Genomic DNA, 22,535 nt, shown 5'->3' on the forward strand with positions numbered 1-22,535 from the left:
GTCAGCGTCCGATCCTTGGTTCTTGCACGGCGATGGGGGCGACCAGATCGCGTACCTCGTGCGTCTCGGCCTGCTTGGATTTCAGGTAATCCAGCGCCACCTTGGCCGCTGCGCGAACGTGATCTACCGATGCCTGGTGCGCGACCAGCGGATCACCGCTCTTGATCGCCTCGACCATGCGCTCCATTTCCTGGTTGCTGGCACCGCGGCGGTTGGTCTGGGATACCGAGGTGGCGCGCAGGTAACTGATGCGTGCCTGCAGCTGGCGCAGTTGGGTCGCCGCGATCTGGTTGCCGGAGCCTTCGAGCAGGACCTCGTAGAAACCCTGGACGGATTCCAGTACTTCTTGCAAATCACCGCTTTCCAGGGTCTTGCGGTTCTCTTCCAGGGCCTTCTCCAGCGCACGGATATCCCTGGGCTTGGCGTTGAGGGTAAACAGCTGGACGATCAGGCCCTCGAGTACGCAGCGCAGTTCGTAGATATCACGGGCATCTTCCAGGGTAATGATGGCCACACGCGGGCCCTTGGCGCCGGCGAACTCCACCAGCCCTTCGGACTCCAGATGACGCAGGGCTTCGCGCACCGAGGTGCGGCTGACCCCGAGGCGGTCGCAGAGGTCGCGTTCGACCAGGCGGTCGCCCGGCAGGAGCTGGAAATTCATGATGGCGCTGCGCAACTTGTCCAGCACGATTTCGCGCAGGGTGACCGGGTTGCGATTGACCTTGAAGCTGTCGTCGAGTGGCAGGCGTTTCATGGGGTCCGCTCTTGTGAGGCTGTCCGTGGAAAAAATGAAGGAGCGCCCTGGGGCGCTCCTTCATCAGTCTTGCTGGCCCTGCTCCGCGTCCGCTTCGGCGAAGGCTTCCCGAGCGAGGCGGAAGCTGTCCACCGCTGCCGGTACACCGCAATAAATGCCGACCTGCAGCAGGATTTCGCGGATCTGCTCACGGCTCAAGCCGTTACGCAGTGCGCCGCGAACGTGCAGCTTCAGTTCATGCGGGCGGTTGAGGGCCGAAATCATGGCCAAGTTTATCATGCTGCGCTCTTTCAGCGACAAACCCTCGCGGCCCCATACGTGGCCCCAGCAGTATTCGGTGACCAGCTCCTGCAGCGGGCGGTTGAAGTCGTCGGCGTTGTCGATAGATTTGTTGACGTAGGCTTCGCCCAGCACCTGGGTGCGGATTGCCAGTCCCTTGTCGTATTTCTCGTTGCTCATGCGCTCGTCTCCCGTGGCTTACAGGCCACCCATCAGGGTGTATTTGATTTCCAGATAATCCTCAATGCCGTATTTCGAGCCTTCGCGGCCCAGCCCCGAGGATTTGACCCCGCCAAAGGGCGCCACCTCGGTGGATATCAGCCCTTCGTTGATGCCGACCATGCCATATTCCAGCGCTTCGCTCATGCGCCAGGCGCGGCCCAGGTCGCGGGTGTAGCAGTAGGCGGCCAGGCCGTACTCGGTGTCATTGGCCATGCGCACGGCCTCGGCTTCATCGCTGAAGCGGAACACCGCCGCCAGCGGGCCGAAGGTTTCGTCGCGTGCGACCTTCATCTGCTCGGTCACCTCGGCCAGCACCGTAGGCTGGAAGAAGCCGTGGCCTAGTGGGTGGCGTTCGCCGCCCAGTACCAGGCGTGCGCCTTTGCTCAACGCGTCCTGCACGTGATCCTCGACCTTCTGCACAGCGCGCTCGTTGATCAGCGGGCCGAGTTTGACGTCCTGGTTGAAGCCGTCGCCAACGCCGAGCTCTGCGACCCGCTCTGCCAGGCGTGCGACGAAAGCGTCGTGAATACCGGCCTGCACCAGGAAGCGGTTGACGCATACGCAGGTCTGGCCATTATTGCGGTACTTGGCGATCAGCGCGCCGTCGACGGCTCTTTCCAGGTCGGCATCGTCGAAGACGATAAAGGGCGCGTTCCCGCCCAGTTCCAGTGAAACCTTCTTCAGCGTGTTGGCCGACTGCGCCATCAGCAGCTTGCCGATGGGCGTCGAACCGGTGAAGGAGAGCTTGCGTACTTGGGGGCTGCCGGTCAGTTCGCCGCCGATGGCTATGGCATCGCCGGTGACCACGTTGAGCACGCCGGCAGGAATGCCGGCCTGTTCGGCCAGGGCCACCAGCGCCAGGGCGGTGAACGGGGTTTCCGGCGCCGGTTTGACGATGCAGGTGCAGCCGGCTGCCAGGGCCGGGCCGACCTTGCGGGTGATCATCGCTGCGGGGAAGTTCCACGGCGTGATCGCCGCGACCACGCCGATTGGCTCCTTGCTCACGACGATGCGCGCATCGCCCTTATGGCTGGGGATGGTGTCGCCATAGATGCGCTTGGCTTCCTCGGCGAACCATTCGATGAAGCTGGCCGCATAGAGAATCTCGCCCCTGGCCTCGGCCATTGGCTTACCCTGTTCCAGAGTGAGAATGCGCGCGAGTTCGTCGGCGTGTTCGAGGATCAGTGCATGCCAGTCTTTAAGCAGGTGGCTGCGCTCCTTGGCGGTCAGTGCCCGCCAGGCCGGCCAGGCGCGGTCGGCGGCGGCGATGGCCTGCTGCGTTTCAGCTGCGCCCATGTGCGGTACGCTTCCGATTTGCCGGCCGTTGGCCGGGTTGAAGATGGCGCTGGTCGAGCCGTCCAGGGCATCGAGCCAGCGCCCATCGATGAAAGCCTGCTGGCGAAACAGAGAGGTCATGATGGCTCCGTTGCAAACTGGCTCTTGGGGAGCCAGAGCTAATGGGGGCAGATGGCCTGCCGCGCTCGAGTGCTAGCGGGGCGGGTCTGCCGCGGCGCCTGGAAGGCGCCGCGTTTGGAATAAAAAAGGCCGCTACCGAGGGGGGTAAGTGGCGCGGCCAAAGAGAATCAGGCGAGTTGCGGCAGGGCGCCGAGCTTGCCGCGGTGGTAGAGCATGGGCGTGACTTCCTGCTCGGGCAGGATCAGATTTTTCACTGCGCCGACGATGATGGCGTGATCGCCACCGTCGTATTCGCGCCACAGCTCGCACTCGATGATGGCGCTGGCTTTGCCCAGCAGCGGGTTGCCCAGCTCGCTCAGGCGCCACTCGATGCCTTTGGCCTTGTCCTTGCCTTTGCCGGCGAAGGCGTAAGCTTCGGCCTGCTGGTCAGCGCTCAGCAGGTGGATGGCGAAGCGTTTGCTGTCACGCAGAATCGGGTAGGTGTCGGAGGCGTAATTGGGGCAGAACAGCACCAGCGCCGGATCGATGGACAGCGCGCTGAAGGCGCTGGCAGTGATGCCGACGATGGCACCTTCGCTGTCCAGGGTAGTCACCACGGTGACGCCGGACGGGAAGGAGCCCATTACTTCTTTATAGATGCCGGGTTCGATCATCTGTGGATACTCCTAGCGCATCACGAAGGGGTCGGGCATGGGCGCCTGCGAGAGATTGATCCATACCGTTTTCAGTTCGGTGTAGGCCAGCACCGAGTCGATGCCGCTCTCGCGGCCGTAGCCGCTGTTATGGAAGCCGCCGATTGGCGCCATGGCCGATACCGCGCGGTAGGTGTTGACCCAGATAATGCCGGAGCGAATGCCTTTGGCCAGGCGATGGGCACGGCCCAGATCGCGCGTCCAGATGCCGGCAGCCAGGCCGAATTGCGAGTCGTTGGCCAGGCTCAGCGCTTCGGCTTCGTCCTTGAAGCGGATCACCGAAGCCACCGGGCCGAAGACTTCTTCCTGCATGATCTTCATCGAATGGCGGTCGCATTCGAACAGGGTCGGCTCGTAGTACCAGCCCTTGGCGTCAATCGTGGGACGCTTGCCACCCAGGCGTAGGCGGGCGCCTTCGGCGATGGCGTCGGCCACCAGGCCTTCGACCACGGCCAGCTGTTGCGCAGTGGCCATGGGGCCCATTTCGCTGGCGTCGTCCTGTGGGTTGCCGATGCGGATACGCTGGGCGCGTTCGATCAGGCGTGCTACGAATTCGTCATAGATCTCATCCTGCACCAGCAGGCGCGAGCCTGCCACGCAGCTCTGCCCGGAGGCAGCGTAGATACCTGCGACGGCGCCGTTGATGGCGCTGTCCAAGTCGGCGTCGGCGAAGATGATGTTGGGCGACTTGCCGCCCAGCTCCAGCGACAGTTTGGCGAAGTTATCCGCGCTGCTGCGTACCACGTGGCGCGCAGTGGCGGCGCCGCCAGTGAATGCGATCTTGCGTACCAGCGGATGGCGGGTCAGTGCCGCGCCAGTGCTCGGGCCGTAGCCGGTGACCACGTTGACCACGCCGGCGGGAAAGCCCGCTTCGATAGCCAGGCGGGCCAGTTCAAGGATGGTCGCCGAGGCGTGCTCGGACGGCTTGAGCACGATGGTGTTGCCGGCGGCCAGGGCGGGGGCCAGCTTGATCGCGGTCAGGTACAGCGGGCTGTTCCAGGGAATAATTCCGGCCACCACGCCGAGCGGCTCGTGGGTGGTGTAGGCAAACATGTCCGGCTTGTCGAGGGGCAGGGTGCCGCCTTCGAGCTTGTCGGCCAGACCTGCTGTGTAGTGGAAGAACTCAGGCAGGTAGCCGACCTGACCGCGTGTTTCGCGGATCAGTTTGCCGTTGTCGCGGCTTTCCAGTTGCGCCAACTGTTCCTTGTTTTCGGCGATCAGGTCGCCCAGGCGGCGCAACAGCTTGCCGCGCGCAGTGGCGCTGAGTGCTCGCCATGCCGGATTCGCGAATGCGGCCTGAGCGGCTTGTACGGCGCGGTCGACGTCTTGCTCGTCGGCGTCCGGCAGCTCGGCCCAGGGTTCGGCAAGAGCCGGATTGAGACTCTGGAAGGTCTTGCCGGAGAGGGCATCGACCCATTGGCCGTCGATGCACATCTGGAAGCGTGCGAGTGTCATGCAACGATCCCCTTGTTTTGGTTCTGGAAGCTCTGCACTTGTTGCAGGAAGCTCAGCAGCGCCTGGTTGACCAGACGCGGCGACTCCACCGGCATCATGTGCCTTTGTTCATCGAGTATTGCCACTTGTGCGCCGGTAATATGGCTGGCCAGCTGCCTGGCCATATCTGGAGTGGAGCCGGGGTCCAGCTCTCCGGTCATCACCAAAGTGGGGGCCTGGATGCTGTGTAGGTCATCGACCCGGTACATGTCCTGGGTTGCGAACAATTCATAAGTCGTCAGATAGCCCTGCGGGTCGTTGCCTGCCAGGGTCTGTCGAATTGCCGCCATTTGAGCGGGGTTTGCAGCCTGGTATTCATGACTGAACCAGCGTGACAGTGCCGCCTCGGCATTGGCGTCCGGGCCGTGTTCGGCGGCCTGCCGAGCGCGTTCGATGACGCCGGCGCGCTGTTCTTGGCTGCGGTTGAACACGCTGTTGAGAATGACCAGGCTGCCAAGGCGTTGCGGGAAGTGCAGGGCAAAGGCCCTGGCGACCAGGCCGCCCATGGAAAAGCCGATAACGTGCGCCTGCGGCAGGTTTAGGTGGTCGAGCAGTTCACGCAATTGCTCGGCATAATCCAGCAAGCAGGTGCCGGCGCCGGGGCGCGGGCTGGCGCCATGGCCGAGCATGTCATAGGCGATGACCTGAAAATGCGGAGCCAGGCCAACGATCTGGCCGCCCCACATTTCCTTGTTCAGGCCGACACCATGGATCAGCACCACGGGCTGTCCCTGGCCCGTGGCCAGGTAGCTGGTGCCGTTCGGTGTGCGTTCAGCTGTGAGCCGAATCATGGAGTGCTCCTGCACGTTCTCGGGTTACTGGGCGCTGGCTTTTTCAGCCGCCAGTTCTTCCAGGTCGATGTAGCGGTTGCCGATGCGCGGATGCAGGCGGCCACCGTCGGCGGCGCCGAGCACGACGATGATTTCATCGGCGCGTGGAGCGTCTTCGATCTGCATTTCCAGGGTGATGTAGTGCGAACGCAGGCCTTCGTCGTCCTTGTGCATCATCGGGATCTGGATCGAGGTGCCGGGACCGCCACGCTTGTTGGTGAAGCTCAGATAGCTTTTGGCGTTGACGGCCTGGCGATAATGGTTGCCGAAGCGCAGGGTGTGGATCACCGCCGAGGCGTGCTCAATCTCGCCCTCGGCGCCAACCACGGCGGCCTTCCCATAGGCCTCGATCTTCTCAGCGCCGCCGATTGCAGCAGTCAGACGCTCGACCATCAGCGCGCCGAGGTCGGAGCAGTTGGCCTTGATTTCCGGCTTGAGGTCTTCGACGAAGCCGCGGCCCAGCCAGGGGTTCTTGATCACTACGGCCAGGCCCACCATGGTCACCGGCTTGTCGGTGGCCTTGCCGCCTTCGATGCGGGTTTCTTCGATGTAGGTGACGATCTTGCGAATTTCGAAACTCATGGGGCAATCACTCCGGGAGGGGTAAAGGCGGTTTGTCGTCTCATGGTATACCATAATACGAAATGCGCAAGTATCGCTTTGCAGGTGCCGAATCTGGCGAACCAGGGCAATGCAAAAGGGCATTGAAAACCATGATTGGTTGATGGTATACCATAATACGTGCAATGGCTGGTCGCCTGAATTCGGCTCAGGACGTTGGATGCAAGGCGTTTCCCGTGCAGGATCGAAGGATGTCTCCGTGATAGTGCGGACGTCCCGATGCCGGGCGGCTCGCCATTGCCACGCTGCTTTGGTTCACAACAAAAATAAGGAGACGCCTGTGCGCGAACATCCCACCCTCGACCGCGAACGCTGGTTTGCCGGAGTCAATCCGACGATGGCAATCGCTTCGATCGCAATGGTTCTGCTTTTTCTGCTATTCACCCTGAGTAATGCCGAGCTAGCCAATGGCATCTACACCGGTATCAAGGCCTGGATCGAGCATTCGCTCGGCTGGTACTACATCGCTGTGGTGAGCCTGGTGCTGTTCTTCGCCTTTTGGGTGGGGCTCAGCCGCTTTGGCAACCTGCGTCTCGGGGCCGATCACGAGCGGCCTGAGTTCAGTAATTTCTCCTGGTTTGCCATGCTGTTCAGTGCGGCGGTAGGAACCGGGTTGTTGTTCTGGAGCATCGCTGAGCCGCTGATGCACATGCAGGGTAATCCCTTCATGGATATGGCCGGAGTCAAGGCCGGCACTGCGGAAGCGGGGCAGATCGCGCTGCGTATCACCCTGTTCCACTGGGGGCTGCATGGATGGTGCATCTATATCCTGGTGGGGCTGGTGTTGGCCTACTTCACCTATCGTCACAACTTGCCGCTGACCATTCGCTCGGCTCTCTATCCGTTGCTGGGCGAACGTATCCACGGCCCTATCGGTCATGCGGTCGATCTGTTGGCGATCTTCAGTACCCTGTTCGGCACGGCAACCACTCTGGGCCTTGGGGTATCGCAGATGAATGCAGGGCTGAGCTACATGTTCGGCTGGGAGATTTCCACCACCAATCAGTTGCTGCTGATCGCGGGGACTTCGGTGGTTGCCACGCTGTCGGCGGTGTCCGGCGTGCGTCGTGGCATCCTCTGGCTCAGTGAGTGGAACATTCGCCTGAGCAGCATCCTTTTCCTCTTCCTGCTGCTGGCTGGCCCTACGGTATTCCTGCTCGGGCTTTACGCTTCTAGTATCGGTGACTACTTGGCCCATTTCGTGCCGATGGGGCTGTGGACCGATCCGGATCCTGAGCGCCAGTGGCAGGGCTGGTGGACCATTTTCTACTGGGGCTGGTGGCTGTCCTGGGGCCCGTTCGTCGGCATGTTCGTCGCACGTATTTCACGCGGTCGCACCGTGCGTCAGGTTGTGTTGGGCGGCATGCTGTCGTCGACGCTCGGTGCTTTCCTGTGGATCGTGATCATGGGCGGTACCGGTGTGCACCTGCAACTCAGCGGTGTGGACCTGGCTGGTGTCGCCAACAGCGATCTGACCATGGTGCTGTACAAGACCATCGAGGGGCTGGGCGTGGAGTGGGCAACGCTGCCTATGGCCGCCGTGGCGACGCTGATGATCGTCAGCTGGTTCGTCACCTCCGCCGATTCAGCCACCCTGGTGATCTGCACCATCGTGTCGATGGGCAACCAGAATCCTCCGCAACGCTATCGCGTGATCTGGGGCTTGGGACTCGGCGCACTGGCCGGCACCCTGCTGCTGGCGGGCGGTTTGCAGGGGTTGCAGGCCGCCACAATCGCCGCCGCGCTGCCGTTTTCGGTGATCTTGCTTGTAATCTGCTATTGCCTGGTCAAGGCACTGTATCAGGAGGAAGCCGCTGCGCTAGCCGGCCTGGCGCCGACGCAGCCACTACGCGGCTAAGCTCCAGCGCACACGAAAACGCCCGATGCCATTGGCATCGGGCGTTTTTCATTGCAAGCGTGCAGGTCTCAGGCGATGCGGTAATTCAACACGCTGTCCTGTTCCTTGAGCGTCTTACGCAGGTCGGCCGGGATGTTACCGGCGCGTACGGCCAGATCGAGACGAATTTCTTCGAGGCTCTGGGTGAAGGCGCTCTGGTCGTTGACTTGCGGTTTGGTCAGGACGCGGCTGTAGACAGTGCTGTCGCTCTCGTCGAGCAGGGCGAGGATGATGCTGCCGTCCGGGCGTGGCAAGCTGAAGCTCGCGCGCAGTGGACTGAACAGATGGTCGACGAGTTCTTGGTTGGTGAGTTTCAATATCCCACTCCATCCTGATGGTTGGTCACCTTCGACCTCGGGATGGTGGATTGGTTCAGGCCGTAAGCGACTGGCGGGTACGCTCGATTACCTGCTGCAGCGACTCGTCATTGTACTGGCCGGGATACAAACGCTGGCTGTATTGGGCAATACCGGTCTTGTCTACGAGGGTAAAACTGAAGCTGCCCTTGCGCGCGGCCTGGATACGGCAGTCGAAGGGCGCGAAGGCATGAGTCAATGTGCTGATGGCTTTCTGGATCTGATGTTGAGTATTCATTTTTCTAAGTATTTCCTTAAAACATGTGCGCGTCGGTGCGCGTTGTATTGCTCCATGAGGTCGGCCGAAAAAAGGGCCCAAGCAAGTAACCATTCGGAGCTTTATTGGCACGATAAAGTTCCATTGTTACGGTTCTTCGGCGTGGTCGGTACGTCGGACACAGGCGGGATATAGCACCGATGAACGGTGAATTGGCCTGATCAGTCAGCAGATGGGATCGGGGAGGGCGACAGCGCGGGGATGCGCTAGACGTTGAACCGGGAAACCAGCGAGGGGGCGCAAAGGCCTTTATGACTTGCAGCGTGGTACGAACAGCGCGGATGATACATGGCTGTTCAAGTTTTGACCAGTTCTATTTGCCGACTCCATGAGCGGCGTCCGTCGGGTTCGGTTGGCGGATGCAATTTGCCGGTTGCTCCGCTAGGATTAGCCCACTTTTGCTTTCCTCATACGACGGTTTTCCATGAGTTATCAGGTTCTTGCACGTAAATGGCGTCCGCGCTCGTTCCGCGAAATGGTCGGCCAGACCCATGTGCTCAAAGCCCTGATCAACGCCCTGGACAGCCAGCGCCTGCACCACGCCTACCTGTTTACCGGTACTCGCGGTGTGGGTAAGACCACCATCGCGCGGATCATCGCCAAGTGCCTGAACTGCGAAACCGGCATCAGCTCCACGCCCTGTGGCACCTGCTCGGTCTGTCGGGAAATCGATGAAGGGCGCTTCGTCGACCTGATCGAAGTCGACGCCGCCAGCCGCACCAAGGTGGAAGACACGCGCGAGCTGCTCGATAACGTGCAGTATTCGCCGAGTCGCGGACGCTTCAAGGTCTATCTGATCGACGAAGTGCACATGCTCTCAACCAGTTCCTTCAACGCGCTGTTGAAGACCCTGGAGGAGCCGCCGCCCCATGTGAAATTCCTGCTCGCCACCACCGACCCGCAGAAGCTGCCGGTCACCGTGCTGTCGCGCTGCCTGCAGTTTTCGCTGAAGAACATGCCGCCGGAGCGGGTGGTCGAACACCTGACCCATGTTCTGACCGCCGAGAATGTACCGTTCGAAGACGACGCGTTGTGGCTGCTTGGCCGCGCCGCTGATGGCTCGATGCGCGACGCCATGAGCCTCACTGACCAGGCCATCGCCTTCGGTGAAGGCAAGGTGCTGGCTGCCGATGTGCGTGCGATGCTGGGTACCCTTGATCACGGCCAGGTCTACGGCGTGCTGCATGCGCTTATTGAGGGTGACGCGCGCGCGCTGATCGAGGCAGTGCGTCATCTGGCCGAGCAAGGGCCTGACTGGAACGGCGTGCTGGCGGAAATGCTCAATGTGTTGCACCGAGTGGCCATCGCTCAGGCGTTGCCGGATGCCGTGGACAACGGTCAGGGTGATCGTGAGCGCGTATTGCAGCTGGCCCAGGTGCTGCCGGCCGAAGATGTGCAGTTCTATTACCAGATGGGGTTGATCGGTCGTCGTGATTTGCCCCTTGCGCCTGAGCCGCGCGGTGGCTTCGAGATGGTGCTGCTGCGGATGTTGGCGTTTCGCCCCGCAGGCGCCGACGACGCGCCAAAGGTCACGCTAAAGCCCTTGGGGATCAGCCAGGCCACTGCTGATTCCCAACAAAGCCCAGTGGCCGGCACCGCTATGCCGGCTCCTGTGGTTTCCGCCCCCGCGGTTCCTGCCATGCAGGCGCCCGTTGCTCCGGCTGCTATCGAACCCAGCCCGCCCGCTGCGGTTGCGGGCGCTGAGCCTGCGATCCCCGAACCGGCTCTGAAGGTTGAAGTATCCGTGGCGCCAGTCGCTAATCTGTCGCCCGAGCCCGAGCCCGAGCCCGAGCCCGCTGCTCTTGAGCCTGCGGCTGCCGTCGATGTGCCTTGGGAAACGACTAAAGCGCCTGAGCCAGTCGCCGCACCCGCTGAGCCGGTTGCAGCGGCTGAGCCGGAGCCTGTAACGGCGCCTGCTGCTGCGGTTGCAGAGCCTGTCCTGAACGAGATCATGCAGCCTGTAGTGGAAGGCGATGGCGGTGAGGACGAACCACCGCCCGGCGACTACGACTACGTCGAAATGGACGCGGAGACGCTCGATTACGACTTCGGCCAGCCCGAAACCGAACAGACGCCGGTAATCGAAGAACCCTTACCAGCCTCCAAGCCCGCTACCGGCCTGGCGGCGGAATGGCTGTCGCTGTTCCCGCAGCTTGGCCTGGGCGGCATGACCGGCAGCATCGCCGCCAACTGCACGCTGATCGAAGCTAATGGCGACGACTGGCTGCTGCATCTGGATCCGGCGCACAGCGCGCTGTTCAACCCGACTCAGCAGCGCCGCCTCAACGACGCGCTGAACCAGCAGCAGGGTCGCACCATCAAACTGCGTATCGAGCTGTGCAAGCCGGAGCAAGAGACCCCGGCGCAGGCTGCAGCCCGTCGCCGCGCTGAACGCCAGCGCAGTGCCGAGGCCTCGATCCATGCCGACCCGCTGGTGCAGCAGATGATTCAACAGTTCGCCGCCAAGGTGCGCGACGACAGCATCGAACCTATCGATACCCCCAGCTAACACCCCGAATACCGAGGATACCGACATGATGAAAGGTGGCATGGCAGGCCTGATGAAGCAGGCTCAGCAGATGCAGGAAAAGATGCAGAAGATGCAGGAAGAGCTGGCCAACGCCGAAGTTACCGGCCAGTCCGGCGCCGGTCTGGTGAGCGTAGTGATGACCGGTCGCCACGACGTCAAGCGCATCACCCTGGACGACAGCCTGATGCAGGAAGACAAGGAAGTGCTCGAAGACCTGATCGCCGCAGCGGTGAACGATGCCGTGCGCAAGGTCGAGCAGAACAGCCAGGAGAAAATGTCTGGCATGACGGCAGGGATGCAGCTGCCCCCAGGTTTCAAGATGCCCTTCTGACAGGCACGTGCCGTCCAGTCGAGCACATGGCGGCGTTGCCGGCGAACTCGGAATCCTCATGTGCTGCAGCATTCTGCGGTTCCTCGTCTGCCGGCGCCTTGCCCTGCACGCCGCCTGATCGCCGCTCTTACTTGTGTTGCTCGCATGCGCAGGACGGGCGACAGGCTTCAAATTTGTAGCCCGGATACAATCCGGAAATGATCTGTAACCTGTGCTCCCGGACTGCATCCGGGCTACGAACCCTAGGAACGCCATGAGCTTCAGCCCCCTGATTCGCCAGTTGATCGACTCCCTGCGCATCCTGCCCGGCGTCGGGCAGAAGACTGCGCAGCGCATGGCGCTGCAGTTGCTGGAGCGCGACCGCAGCGGCGGTCAGCGCCTGGCGCAGGCGCTGAATGCGGCGATGGAAGGTGTGAGGCACTGTAGGCGCTGTCGCAGCCTGAGCGAGGACGAGGTTTGCCAGCTGTGCCTGGACGAGCGTCGTGATGACAGCCTGTTGTGTGTGGTCGAGGGGCCGATGGACGTGCATGCCGTGGAGCAGACCGGCTTTCGCGGCCGTTATTTCGTGCTCAAGGGGCACCTGTCGCCACTCGATGGCCTCGGCCCGGAGGCCATCGGCATTCCCGAACTGCTCGAGCGCATCGAGGCCGGCGCCTTCAGCGAAGTGATCCTCGCCACCAATCCTACGGTGGAAGGCGAGGCCACGGCGCACTACATTGCGCAGATCCTCGCCGGCAAGGGCCTGGTCGCTTCGCGCATCGCCCATGGCATGCCCCTAGGTGGCGAACTGGAGCTGGTCGATGGCGGTACTCTGGCTCATGCCCTGGCCGGTCGGCGTCCGATCAGTCTGTAAGTCCTCGGAACCTTCCAACTCGGAGTGCCTGTGATCACCGACACTCTGCGCCGCATCGCTCTGCTGCTCCTGCTGGGAGCGCCCCTGGTCGCCCAGGCCCAATGCCCGACCGGGCAGATACAGGTCTGCCTGGGCGGTTCCTGTCTGTGCGTGCCCGATCCGGTACGCGTTCGTGAAGATGGTCTGAAGATGGCGGCGGCGCGCCTGGAGGCCTGGCTGCTGCAATCGCGCGAGGCGGCGCTGCGGGCCGGTACCGAGCCGATCCCCCTGATGATTCGCGCGCAGCTCGCGCCCTTCTACGACGATGCGTTGCTCGATGAAGTACGCTTTCGCGTGGGCATCACCGACGAGATGGACGCCGCCACTGTCATGCTGCAGAACCCGGACGTGCAGGCCGTGACGCTGGTGGATGTGGTGGTGTTTCGTGATGCGCAGGCAGCTGCCGAGGATCCCGTACTCTGGGCGCATGAGCTCTGGCATGTGCAGCAGTACCGGGACTGGGGCACCGACGGCTTTGCCCAACGTTATACGCGCAACTTTCAGTCAGTCGAAGGGCCGGCCTACGAAATGGGCGAGCGCGTGAGAAAGGCGCTGCGTGAGCAAAAATAAAACGCCTGCTTGAAAACCAAGCAAGCGCTAGGTTAGGGTGGCCAAAACAATAACGGGAGAACCCCGTATGGCCGCCCCTCAGTCGTACTTCGATGATTCCCATCAGTTGATTCGCGACTCCGTTCGGCGTTTCGTCGAGCGCGAGATCCTGCCGCATATCGATGAGTGGGAGGAGGCCGAGGAATTCCCTCGCGAGCTATATCAGAAGGCGGGCGCGGCGGGCATACTCGGTATCGGCTATCCCGAGCAGTACGGCGGCAGCCATGAGGGCGATGTGTTCGCCAAGATCGCGGCCAGCGAGGAGCTGATGCGCTGCGGTTCCGGCGGCCTGGTCGCCGGGCTCGGTTCGCTGGATATCGGCTTGCCGCCCATCGTCAAGTGGGCCAAGCCCGCCGTGCGCGAGCGCGTGGCGCCGCAGGTGCTGGCCGGCGAGAAGATCATGGCACTGGCGGTGACCGAGCCATCGGGCGGCTCCGACGTGGCCAATCTCAAGACCCGCGCCGTGCGCGATGGCGATCACTACCGCATCAGTGGCAGCAAGACGTTCATCACCAGTGGCGTACGCGCCGACTACTACACGGTGGCGGTGCGCACGGGGGGCGAAGGTTTTGGCGGCGTCAGCCTGTTGCTGGTGGAGAAGGGCACCCCGGGTTTCAGCGTCGGCCGCAAGCTGAAGAAGATGGGTTGGTGGGCGTCCGACACCGCCGAGCTGTTCTTCGACGACTGCAAGGTGCCGGTGGAGAACCTGATCGGCGTGGAGAACGCCGGCTTCGCCTGCATCATGGCCAACTTCCAGAGCGAGCGCCTGAGCCTGGCGATCATGGCCAACATGACCGCGCAGCTGGCGCTGGAGGAGTCGCTGAAATGGGCGCGCGAGCGCCAGGCGTTCGGCAAGCCGGTGGGCAAGTTCCAGGTGCTCAAGCACCGCCTGGCCGAGATGGCCACGCAGCTGGAGGTGTCCCGCGAGTTCACCTACCGCCAGGCCGCGCAGATGGCAGCCGGCAGGAGCGTGATCAAGGAAATCTCCATGGCCAAGAATTACGCCACCGATATCGCCGACCGCCTCACCTACGATGCCGTGCAGATCATGGGTGGCATGGGTTATATGCGCGAATCTCTCGTCGAGCGCCTGTACCGCGACAACCGCATTCTCTCCATCGGCGGTGGCACCCGCGAGATCATGAACGAGATCATCGCCAAGCAGATGGGGCTGTAGAGGCGGCATCTGGGCCTCAATGGCGCGAATCGTTGGTCGAGCGGCTGTACCGCGACAACCGCATCCTTTCCATCGGCGGTGGCACGCGCGAGATCATGAACGAGATCATCGCTAAGCAGATGGGGTTGTAGAGGCGGCATTTGGGCCTCAATGGCGCGAATCTCTCGTCGAGCGCTTGTACCGCGACAACCGCATCCTTTCCATCGGCGGCGGCACGCGCGAGATCATGAACGAGATCATCGCCAAGCAGATGGGGTTGTAGCAGGTATCGTAGGAGCGGCTTTAGCCGCGATCTTTAACAAAGGGCGGAAAAGCTCGCCGCTAAAGCGCCTCCCACGGGCGCGTGGTCCAGCGCGGCATTCAGGACGCCACCTGGTTCTGCGCCGCCTGCCGCAGGCGAGCGATATCGCGCTGCGGCGGGGCGCCGAACAGGCGGCTGTATTCGCGGCTGAACTGCGAAGGGCTCTCGTAGCCCACGCGGTAGCTGGCCGCGGCCGCCTCGAGGTTATCGCACAGCATCAGGCGGCGAGCCTCCTGCAGGCGCAGTTGCTTCTGATATTGCAACGGGCTGAAGGCGGTGACGGCCTTGAAGCGGTGATGCAGGGTCGATGGGCTCAGGTTGACTTCGCGGGCCAGCTCTTCGATGCGCAGCGGCTGGTCGAAATTCTTGCGCAGCCACTCGATGGCCCTGGATATGCGCTGGCTCTGGCTGTCCGCTATCACCACTTCATGCAGGCGATGGCCCTGCGGGCTGAGCAGCATCCGATAGAAGATCTCACGCAGGGCCAGTGGCGCCAGCATGGCGATGTCGCGCGGGGTTTCCAGCAGACGCAGCAGGCGGATCACCGCATCCAGCAGGCGCGGATCGAGGCGGTCGAGGAACAGGGCGCGTTGCGAGGCTGCATCAGGCGCCGGGATGGGTGGCATTTCGGTCAGCAGGCTGCTGATCAGGGCCGGGTCGATCTCCAGCGCGAGACTCAGGTACGGCGCCTCCGGACTGGCTTCGATCACCCGGCCGGTGACCGGCAGCATCACCGACGCCACCAGATAATTGAGCGGATCGTAGACATAGAGCTCGTCGCCCAGACGTACCTCCTTGCGACCCTGCGCGATGATGCACAGGCAGGGATCGTAAACCGTCTGCATCGGCAGGCTTGGCGAGGTGGCGCGTGCCAGTTTGAGGCCTGGAATGGCCGTCAGGTGCAAGCCGTCGTCAGGCACGAAGCGCTCAACCAGGCGGGCCATTTCGTGGCTGAGTTCAGCGAGTGGGGTATCGAGGGTTGCAGCGGTAGCAAGGGGTGACTGCATGATGAGCCTCCTGGAAGTCAGCGAAGCCTAGCCAGGTTTTTCAGGCAAGTCATGAGGGGTGGCAGGATTAGGCAAATATTTGCCAGTAATGGGCAAATGGCGGGTGATACAGAGTATTTCAAGCTGTCCTGCAACGCTGTGCACCTGCCTGGTGCAAATTCTGAGGCTGCAGTTTTAGGCAAGAATCTGCCAGTAATCGACTAACGCCCTGGTGACCTTCGTCTTAATCTCTGTAGCCATCGCGCCGTTCCTCTGCGTCGGCTCGAAGCCATGCATTAGCGATGTACCCGCTGAGCGGTGCCCCACCTGTCAATCAAGGAGCGAACCATGTCCAGCAAATGGTTGATCGCGCCACTGACGCTATTGCTGCTTGCCACGGCCTGGCTCGATTCCCGCACCGCCGGCGATGCGGTTTTCGCCGAGCCGCAAGCGGCGCCACATGTGTTGCAGCGAAATGCTGCCGGTATGTACTGACTCATTCCAGGAGGTTGCCATGAGCATCATTCACCGTATGACCGTTCGCGCCCGCCAGGATCGCTCGACCCGGTTGGGGCAGTGCCTGGCTCGGCTGGATGAGGTAGGTCGGGACATCCCCGGTTGCCTGCGCCTGCGGATTTTCTCGCTGCGCAGTGATTCGCTGACCTGGCAGGTAGAAGGGCAATGGCGCTCGGCGGCGGCGCGAGATGCCTTTCTCGGCAGCGAAGGTCTGCGCCGGGTATTGGCGCAGGCGATAGACGAAGCGCTGTTCAGCCATCTCGAATGCGCTGTGGAGCTGCAGCAACAGGTGGCCTGAGGTCGGTTTCAGGCAGTCTTTCGCAGGGCTCACAAGCCGCTCGAGCTTGCCTTTGTGAATTTATCTCTATAGATTTTCATGAAATTAATTATTTTAAATTTCATGAGCCGTCTATGTTTCGCCACGCCAGTGAGCACGTCGACAGTTATTACGCCCATAGCTGCAAGGATCGACTGACCCCGTATCCCGCTTTGCAGGGGCAACTGCGGTGTGATGTGCTGGTCATCGGCGCCGGCTTCAGTGGCCTGCATACCGCCTTGCGCCTGGCCGAGGCTGGGCGGCGGGTGATCGTTCTTGAAGCCAGCCGGGTGGCCTGGGCCGCGTCTGGGCGCAACGGCGGGCAGGCGATTCTCGGTTGGTCCTGCGATATGCCGCCGCTGGAGAAAGCGCTTGGCATCGAGCGTGCTCGCCGCCTCTGGGACGGCATGGCCTGGGCTGCGCGGGAGCTGCGCGAATTGCCGCAGCGCCATGGCTTCGATTGCGATTACCGCCGTGGCCATCTGTGGACGGCGGTGCTGCCAAGGCGGGTAGCATTGCTGCACGAATGGCAGGAGGAGGCCGCCTACAAGTGGGGGCACCGCGCGCTGCAGTTCGTCTCCCGCCAGCAGATGCCGGAGTGGGTCGCCAGCGAGCGCTATCACGCCGGCCTTTACGACCCCGAGGCCGGGCATCTCAACCCGCTCAAGCTGGCGCTCGGCCTGGCCGAGGCTGTCGTCCGCGCCGGCGGGCAGATCTTCGAGCAGAGTCGCGCGCTGAGCCAGGAGGCCCATGGCGCGGGCTACCGGGTGCGTACCGAGCAGGGCAGTGTGCAGGCCGACAATCTGGTGCTGGCCTGCAATACCTATATCGACGATCTGGAGCCACGCCTGGCGCGGCGCATCCTGCCAGTCGGCACCTACCAGATCGCCACCGAAGCGTTGGGCGCCGAGCGGGCCGAGGCACTGTTGCCGCGCAATGCCTGCGTCACCGACAACCAGTTCGTGCTCGATTACTTCCGCCGCACGCCCGATCACCGCCTGCTGTTCGGTGGCGGTTGCACCTATCTCGGCGGCCTGCCGAAGGACATGGCGGCGGCGACGCGGCCATTCCTCGAACGCGTCTTCCCGCAACTGTCGGGCGTGGCCATCGACTTCGCCTGGGGTGGGCATATCGACGTGACCCGTGCTCGTACGCCGGATTTCGGCGGCGAGAATGGCCGCTACTGGCTGCAGGGCTTCTCCGGCCACGGGGTGTTGCCTACGCTCGCGGCGGCGCGGGCGGTCAGTGACGCGATTCTCGGCGATGACGATGAGCTGGCGCTGTACCGGCAACTGCGCAATCCCGCCTTTCCCTTCGGCGAGCGCCTGGCGGCGCCGCTGGAGGCTGTCGGCAAGGCCTGGTACCGACTTAGAGACTATTTCTGAGATGGACAAGAACGAAGAAATGGCAGCGCTGGCTGTCCTGATTCACGACCTGCGCAAGCACAAGAAGGTCACCCTCAACGAGCTGGCCGAACGTATTGGCCGTTCCGTGGGCTTTCTGTCGCAGGTCGAGCGTGGCCTGTCGCGCCCCACGGTGGCGGACCTGACGGCGATCAGCGAGGCGCTCGACGTGCCCACCACCTATTTCTACAACCTGCCCAAACCCAAGGCGCTGGACTGGGTCACCCGACCGGACGAGCGCCGCACCCTGTATCTGGCCGGCGGCATCACCGACATCATGGCATCGCCCACCCTGCAGGGCGCCTTCATGGTGGTCGACAGCCTGCTCGATCCCGGTGCCAGCAGTGGCGAGCGGCAGATGAGCGATCGCTCCGAGCAGGCCGGCTACGTGCTCGAAGGCCAGCTGACCCTGTGGCTGGGCGAGCACGAACAGAGCGCCACCCTGTATCCCGGCGATGCCTTCCAGGTGCCGAGCTACGCGCGCCTGCGCTATGCCAACCAGGGTGAAACGCCTGCGCGCGTGCTGTGGATCTACACCTGAACCTACTCGTGAACCGGAAACAATCATAATGAATGCCACCCGAGTCGAGCTGCTCGATGAAGTCCGCCAATTCCGCCAGGCCCACCCCGAGGTGCGCTTCGTCGACCTGATCTGCCTGGACATCCCCGGGCATTTCTACGGCAAGCGCTATCCCATCGAGATGCTGGAGAAGGTCGCCGCCGGCAGTGCCCTCAAGTTGCCGCAGAACTGCGTACTGCTGGGTGCCCAGGGCGGGCTCTACGAGATCGGCGACTATTGCTTTCACGATGGCGATCCGGACGCGCCTCGGCGGCTGATTCCCGGCACGCTCAAGCTAGTGAACTGGGAGCGCCAGCCGCTGGGGCAGATGCTGATCAGCTCCGACGGCACCGAAGCGCCCATCGAGTTCGAGCCGCGCGAGGTGCTGGCGCGCGTGGTGCAGCGCCTGGCCGCGCGCGGCATCCGCCCGGTGGTGGCGTTCGAGCTGGAGTTCTACCTATTCGACAAGGCGCTCAAGGACGGCTTGCCGCAGTACCCGCGCGATGACGTAAGCGGCGATGCCGACGACCAGCCGAACATGCACATCGAGCGGCTCTCGCGCTTCGCCGAGGTGCTCGACGACATCAGCGAGACCGCGCGGCTGCAGGGCATCGATACCACGGTGATCACCGCCGAGATCGGCCCGGGGCAGTTCGAGATCAACTTCAGCCATAACGCCGATCCTATGCAGGCCGCCGACTGGTCGGCGCTGTTCTGCCGGCTGACCCGCGGTGTGGCGCTGAAGCATGGCCATCGCGCCAGCTTCATGGCCAAGCCGTACCTGCAGTATCCGGGCAGCGGCATGCATATCCATGTCAGCCTGTACGACGAGGCTGGCGACAACCTGCTGGCTCGTGACGGGCAGCGTCCGTTGCGTCATGCCGTGGCCGGCTGTCTGGAACTGTTGCCGGAGCTGATGCCGATCTACGCACCGAATCACAACAGCTACCGTCGCTTCGGCGCCCAGGTGAACTCGGCGAGCAAGGCCAGCTGGGGCTTCGAGGATCGCGACGCCTGCGTGCGCATTCCCGAGTCGGACGCGCGCAACCTGCGCCTGGAGTTCCGCCTGCCGGGTGCCGATGCCAACCCCTATCTGGTGCTGGCGGCATTGCTGACCAGCATCGAGCAGGGGCTCGATGCCCAGGTCGAGCCCATCGCACCGCTCAATGACGACCGCCAAAGCGGTGTCGGCTTTCCAAACGACATGCTCGACGCCGTACGCCGCATGCAGGCCAGCGAGCGCGTCGCCGCCGGCCTCGGCAGCGAGTTCGTCATGGTCTATTGCGAGAACAAACGCCAGGATCACCTGGCCTTCATGCACGACATCAGCCCGCGCGAATACCGCTGGTACCTGTGATGTCACGGATAGAAGGAGGCGACATGAACCACTCGAAAACCGCACATTGGCAGGCCCTGAGCCAGGCCCACCACCTGGCGCCGTTCAGTGACTACAAGCAGCTGGCCGAAAAGGGTCCGCGCATCATCACCGAGGCAAAAGGCGTGCACCTGTGGGACAGCGAGGGCAACAAGATCCTCGATGGTATGGCCGGCCTGTGGTGCGTGGCCGTCGGCTACGGCCGCGAGGAACTGGTCGAAGCTGCCGCGACGCAGATGCGTCAGCTGCCGTTCTACAACACCTTCTTCCAGACCGCCCACCCGCCGGTGCTGGAGCTGGCCCATGCCATCTCCCAACTGGCGCCGGCCGGCATGAACCACGTGTTCTTCACCGGCTCCGGTTCCGAAGGCAACGACACCATGCTGCGCCTGGTGCGCCACTACTGGGCGTGCAAGGGTCAGCCAAACAAGAAAATCGTCATTGGCCGCGAGAACGGTTACCACGGCTCCACCGTGGCCGGCGCCAGCCTCGGCGGCATGAAGTTCATGCACGAGCAGGGCGATCTGCCGATTCCGGGCATCGCCCATATTCCGCAGCCCTACTGGTTCGGTGAGGGCGGCGACCAGTCGCCCGAGGAGTTCGGCATCTGGGCCGCCGATCAGCTGGAGAAGAAGATTCTCGAACTGGGTGAAGAGAACGTTGCCGCCTTTATCGCCGAGCCGATCCAGGGCGCCGGTGGCGTGATCATCCCGCCCGAGACCTACTGGCCGCGGATCAAGGAGATCCTGGCCAGGTACGACGTTCTCTTCGTCGCCGACGAGGTGATCTGCGGCTTCGGCCGTACCGGCGAATGGTTCGGCAGCCAGTACTACGACCTCAAGCCGGACCTTATGACCATCGCCAAGGGCCTTACCAGCGGCTACGTGCCGATGGGCGGGCTGACCGTCAGCGACAAGGTGTTCGATGTGATCGAGGCGCACGGCGACTTCAACCACGGCTTCACCTATTCCGGTCATCCGGTGGCGGCTGCGGTAGGGCTGGAGAACCTGCGCATTCTCAAGGACGAGGGCATAGTTGAGCGGGTCAAGGCAGATACCGCGCCTTACCTGCAAAAGCGCCTGCGTGAACTGGCGGATCATCCGCTGGTGGGCGAAGTGCGTGGCGTCGGCATGCTCGGCGCCATCGAACTGGTGCAGGACAAGGCCACGCGCAAGCGTTTCTCGGGTGATCTGGGGGTGGGCATGATCTGCCGTGGCCACTGCTTCAACAACGGACTGATCATGCGCGCGGTGGGCGACACCATGATCATTGCGCCGCCATTGGTGATCAGCCAGGCGGAAGTGGATGAGTTGGTGGAGAAAGCACGCAGGTGCCTGGATCTGACCTGGGAGCAGATCCGTGGTCTGGCGTAACGCGTGATTCGCGGCTGAAGCCGCTCCTAAAGGCGCAGCAGCCTTGGCATAGGAGCGGCTGGGCGGCGTTCCGCTTCAGCTGCGAAGGACGAGCAAGAGAAACCCCGCCACCGTTACCGGTCGCGGGGTTTCGTTTTTCAGCCGCTTACTTGAGGCTGTTCTTCAGCGTCTGCGCGGCCTGGTCCATGGCGGTACGTACCGCTGGCACTTCGGCCAGCACATTGAGCAGGCCATAGTCGTGGATCATGCCGTTGTAGCGTACGGCGGTCACCGGCACGCCGGCGGCGTTCAGGCGGCGGGCGTAGGCTTCGCCTTCGTCACGCAGCACGTCCATCTCGGCAGTTTGCACCAGGGCCGGCGGCAGGCCTTTGAGCTGTTCCAGGCTGGCGCGCAACGGCGAGGCATGGATCTCGTTACGCTGCTTCGGGTCGGTGGTGTAGTTGTCCCAGAACCATTCCATCATGCCGCGGGTCAGGAAGTGGCCCTCGGCAAACTGGTTGTAAGACGCGTTGTTGAAGTTGGCGTCGGTCACCGGCCACAGCAGCACCTGGGCGCGCAGTTTCGGCGTGCCGGCTTCCTTGGCCTTGATGGCGACCACGGCAGCCATGTTACCGCCAACGCTGTTGCCGGCCACGGCCAGGCGCGAACCGTCGACGCCGATCTGACTGCCATTGTCGGCGACCCATTTGGTCGCGGCATAGGCCTGATTGATCGCGGTCGGATACTTGGCCTCGGGCGACGGCGTGTAGTCGACGTAGATGGCAGCGGCGCCAGAACCCACAACCAGGTCGCGGATCAGGCGTTCGTGGGTCGGATAATCACCCAGAACCCAGCCACCGCCGTGGAAGAACATGAAGCCCGGCAGGACGCCGCGCGCATCTTCAGGGCGTACCACTTTCAGAGTGATCGACTGGCCATTCACCTGGATCACCCGGGTGTCCACCTTGATGCCGGACAAGTCCACCTCGACGCTGGCCTGAGCCCCCACCAGCACAGCGCGGGCATCTTTCGGCGAGAGGGTTTCCAGCGGCTGACCGCCACCTGCTGCCAGGGCGTCGAGGAAACCTTGGGTGGTGCGCTCCACGCCGGGGCTGCCGGCGGCGAAGCTGCTGTTGATTGCCAGGGCGAGCAGCCCGGCTGTCAGAGTGCGAGAGAATTTCATGGTCAAACTCCTTTCGATCAATTGGGCTGCTGGCTGTCAGTTCTGGTTAGTGCAAACGCTGGAGAGTTGCTCGTAGCTGAGGGTTTCCACCTCACCCGCACTGTTGCGGTAGGTCATCTTCGCCGTGACCACTTCGCACTGGGCGCTGTTGGGCACGTCGATGGAGA

25 protein-coding genes and 1 pseudogene are annotated in these 22,535 nt (G+C 62.9%); 14 read left to right on the forward strand and 12 right to left on the reverse strand.

Translation table 11 applies throughout. From position 1 onward, the window contains the following. Position 1: 1 nt before the first annotated feature. The 7 genes from DXK50_RS11600 to DXK50_RS11630 all read right to left on the reverse strand — a co-directional run bounded on the left by DXK50_RS11600 (position 2) and on the right by DXK50_RS11630 (position 6,269). On the reverse strand, positions 2 to 754 hold the full coding sequence (locus DXK50_RS11600) for a GntR family transcriptional regulator (RefSeq protein WP_212630407.1): 753 nt from the start codon (positions 752 to 754) through the stop codon (positions 2 to 4). 63 nt (positions 755 to 817) lie between these two features. Further along, complete coding sequence (locus DXK50_RS11605; protein ID WP_212630408.1) at positions 818 to 1,213, reverse strand: carboxymuconolactone decarboxylase family protein; 396 nt, start codon at positions 1,211 to 1,213, stop codon at positions 818 to 820. Positions 1,214 to 1,231: 18 nt separating this feature from the next. Next, on the reverse strand, positions 1,232 to 2,671 hold the full coding sequence (locus DXK50_RS11610) for an NAD-dependent succinate-semialdehyde dehydrogenase (RefSeq protein WP_212630409.1): 1,440 nt from the start codon (positions 2,669 to 2,671) through the stop codon (positions 1,232 to 1,234). A 167-nt stretch (positions 2,672 to 2,838) separates the two neighbouring features. Continuing rightward, complete coding sequence (locus DXK50_RS11615) at positions 2,839 to 3,324, reverse strand: flavin reductase family protein (protein ID WP_212630410.1); 486 nt, start codon at positions 3,322 to 3,324, stop codon at positions 2,839 to 2,841. Between the two features lie 12 nt (positions 3,325 to 3,336). Then, positions 3,337 to 4,818, reverse strand: coding sequence for an aldehyde dehydrogenase (locus tag DXK50_RS11620; protein ID WP_212630411.1), 1,482 nt, complete (start codon positions 4,816 to 4,818; stop codon positions 3,337 to 3,339). Further along, positions 4,815 to 5,648, reverse strand: coding sequence for an alpha/beta fold hydrolase (locus DXK50_RS11625; protein WP_212630412.1), 834 nt, complete (start codon positions 5,646 to 5,648; stop codon positions 4,815 to 4,817). The genes DXK50_RS11620 and DXK50_RS11625 overlap by 4 nt, the downstream gene beginning before the upstream one ends. A gap of 24 nt (positions 5,649 to 5,672) precedes the next feature. Further along, positions 5,673 to 6,269 carry an amino acid synthesis family protein gene (locus tag DXK50_RS11630; RefSeq protein WP_212630413.1) on the reverse strand — a complete coding sequence of 199 codons (597 nt, stop codon included), beginning with the start codon at positions 6,267 to 6,269 and terminating at the stop codon, positions 5,673 to 5,675. A gap of 319 nt (positions 6,270 to 6,588) precedes the next feature. Between DXK50_RS11630 and DXK50_RS11635 the strand changes: the two genes are divergently transcribed. Then, a complete protein-coding gene (locus DXK50_RS11635) occupies positions 6,589 to 8,166 on the forward strand; it encodes a BCCT family transporter (protein ID WP_349292094.1) in 1,578 nt (525 codons plus the stop codon). 68 nt (positions 8,167 to 8,234) lie between these two features. Here DXK50_RS11635 and DXK50_RS11640 read toward each other — a convergent pair whose 3' ends face one another. Together DXK50_RS11640 and DXK50_RS11645 are read right to left on the reverse strand one after the other, a co-directional pair. Continuing rightward, complete coding sequence (locus tag DXK50_RS11640) at positions 8,235 to 8,522, reverse strand: DUF3509 domain-containing protein (protein ID WP_212630414.1); 288 nt, start codon at positions 8,520 to 8,522, stop codon at positions 8,235 to 8,237. A 55-nt stretch (positions 8,523 to 8,577) separates the two neighbouring features. Then, entirely contained in the window at positions 8,578 to 8,799 is a 222-nt protein-coding gene (locus tag DXK50_RS11645) for a hypothetical protein (RefSeq protein ID WP_090428363.1), read from the reverse strand. Positions 8,800 to 9,262: 463 nt separating this feature from the next. On the opposite strand from DXK50_RS11645, the gene dnaX reads away from it, so the two are divergent. From dnaX to DXK50_RS25500, 7 genes and pseudogenes are all read left to right on the forward strand, one after another. After that, positions 9,263 to 11,347: a DNA polymerase III subunit gamma/tau gene (gene dnaX / locus DXK50_RS11650; protein ID WP_212630415.1), complete on the forward strand. Its 2,085-nt coding sequence runs from the start codon at positions 9,263 to 9,265 to the stop codon at positions 11,345 to 11,347. 25 nt (positions 11,348 to 11,372) lie between these two features. Further along, on the forward strand, positions 11,373 to 11,699 hold the full coding sequence (locus DXK50_RS11655) for a YbaB/EbfC family nucleoid-associated protein (RefSeq protein WP_003460931.1): 327 nt from the start codon (positions 11,373 to 11,375) through the stop codon (positions 11,697 to 11,699). Positions 11,700 to 11,952: 253 nt separating this feature from the next. Further along, positions 11,953 to 12,552 carry a recombination mediator RecR gene (recR, locus tag DXK50_RS11660; RefSeq protein WP_212630416.1) on the forward strand — a complete coding sequence of 200 codons (600 nt, stop codon included), beginning with the start codon at positions 11,953 to 11,955 and terminating at the stop codon, positions 12,550 to 12,552. Between the two features lie 30 nt (positions 12,553 to 12,582). After that, positions 12,583 to 13,161: an eCIS core domain-containing protein gene (locus DXK50_RS11665; protein ID WP_212630417.1), complete on the forward strand. Its 579-nt coding sequence runs from the start codon at positions 12,583 to 12,585 to the stop codon at positions 13,159 to 13,161. Positions 13,162 to 13,228: 67 nt separating this feature from the next. Continuing rightward, entirely contained in the window at positions 13,229 to 14,377 is a 1,149-nt protein-coding gene (locus DXK50_RS11670) for an acyl-CoA dehydrogenase family protein (protein WP_212630418.1), read from the forward strand. 32 nt (positions 14,378 to 14,409) lie between these two features. Continuing rightward, positions 14,410 to 14,508 carry an acyl-CoA dehydrogenase family protein gene (locus tag DXK50_RS25175; RefSeq protein WP_074676714.1) on the forward strand — a complete coding sequence of 33 codons (99 nt, stop codon included), beginning with the start codon at positions 14,410 to 14,412 and terminating at the stop codon, positions 14,506 to 14,508. Between the two features lie 23 nt (positions 14,509 to 14,531). Continuing rightward, a pseudogene (locus DXK50_RS25500) lies at positions 14,532 to 14,639 on the forward strand (acyl-CoA dehydrogenase family protein); the annotation flags it as partial. A gap of 98 nt (positions 14,640 to 14,737) precedes the next feature. Here DXK50_RS25500 and DXK50_RS11685 read toward each other — a convergent pair. Beyond that, entirely contained in the window at positions 14,738 to 15,685 is a 948-nt protein-coding gene (locus DXK50_RS11685) for an AraC family transcriptional regulator (protein ID WP_212630419.1), read from the reverse strand. A gap of 327 nt (positions 15,686 to 16,012) precedes the next feature. Between DXK50_RS11685 and DXK50_RS11690 the strand changes: the two genes are divergently transcribed. The 6 genes from DXK50_RS11690 to DXK50_RS11715 all read left to right on the forward strand — a co-directional run bounded on the left by DXK50_RS11690 (position 16,013) and on the right by DXK50_RS11715 (position 21,206). Next, on the forward strand, positions 16,013 to 16,159 hold the full coding sequence (locus DXK50_RS11690; protein ID WP_177323702.1) for a hypothetical protein: 147 nt from the start codon (positions 16,013 to 16,015) through the stop codon (positions 16,157 to 16,159). A 19-nt stretch (positions 16,160 to 16,178) separates the two neighbouring features. Beyond that, positions 16,179 to 16,478 carry an antibiotic biosynthesis monooxygenase gene (locus tag DXK50_RS11695; RefSeq protein WP_212630420.1) on the forward strand — a complete coding sequence of 100 codons (300 nt, stop codon included), beginning with the start codon at positions 16,179 to 16,181 and terminating at the stop codon, positions 16,476 to 16,478. A gap of 113 nt (positions 16,479 to 16,591) precedes the next feature. Continuing rightward, positions 16,592 to 17,881, forward strand: coding sequence for an NAD(P)/FAD-dependent oxidoreductase (locus DXK50_RS11700; RefSeq protein WP_212630421.1), 1,290 nt, complete (start codon positions 16,592 to 16,594; stop codon positions 17,879 to 17,881). Position 17,882: 1 nt separating this feature from the next. After that, positions 17,883 to 18,440, forward strand: coding sequence for a helix-turn-helix domain-containing protein (locus DXK50_RS11705; RefSeq protein WP_212630422.1), 558 nt, complete (start codon positions 17,883 to 17,885; stop codon positions 18,438 to 18,440). Between the two features lie 28 nt (positions 18,441 to 18,468). Then, the gene (locus tag DXK50_RS11710) at positions 18,469 to 19,815 is read left to right on the forward strand and encodes a glutamine synthetase family protein (protein ID WP_212630423.1); all 1,347 of its coding nucleotides are present in this window, start codon (positions 18,469 to 18,471) and stop codon (positions 19,813 to 19,815) included. Between the two features lie 23 nt (positions 19,816 to 19,838). Next, a complete protein-coding gene (locus DXK50_RS11715; protein ID WP_212630424.1) occupies positions 19,839 to 21,206 on the forward strand; it encodes an aspartate aminotransferase family protein in 1,368 nt (455 codons plus the stop codon). A 145-nt stretch (positions 21,207 to 21,351) separates the two neighbouring features. Here DXK50_RS11715 and DXK50_RS11720 read toward each other — a convergent pair whose 3' ends face one another. Both DXK50_RS11720 and DXK50_RS25180 read right to left on the reverse strand, forming a co-directional pair. Continuing rightward, entirely contained in the window at positions 21,352 to 22,368 is a 1,017-nt protein-coding gene (locus DXK50_RS11720) for an alpha/beta hydrolase (RefSeq protein ID WP_212630425.1), read from the reverse strand. A gap of 36 nt (positions 22,369 to 22,404) precedes the next feature. Further along, positions 22,405 to 22,524 carry a DUF2790 domain-containing protein gene (locus DXK50_RS25180; RefSeq protein ID WP_349292095.1) on the reverse strand — a complete coding sequence of 40 codons (120 nt, stop codon included), beginning with the start codon at positions 22,522 to 22,524 and terminating at the stop codon, positions 22,405 to 22,407. Positions 22,525 to 22,535 lie beyond the last annotated feature (11 nt).

The organism is Pseudomonas sp. KB-10, from assembly GCF_018221585.1.
Classification (GTDB): domain Bacteria; phylum Pseudomonadota; class Gammaproteobacteria; order Pseudomonadales; family Pseudomonadaceae; genus Aquipseudomonas; species Aquipseudomonas yangonensis.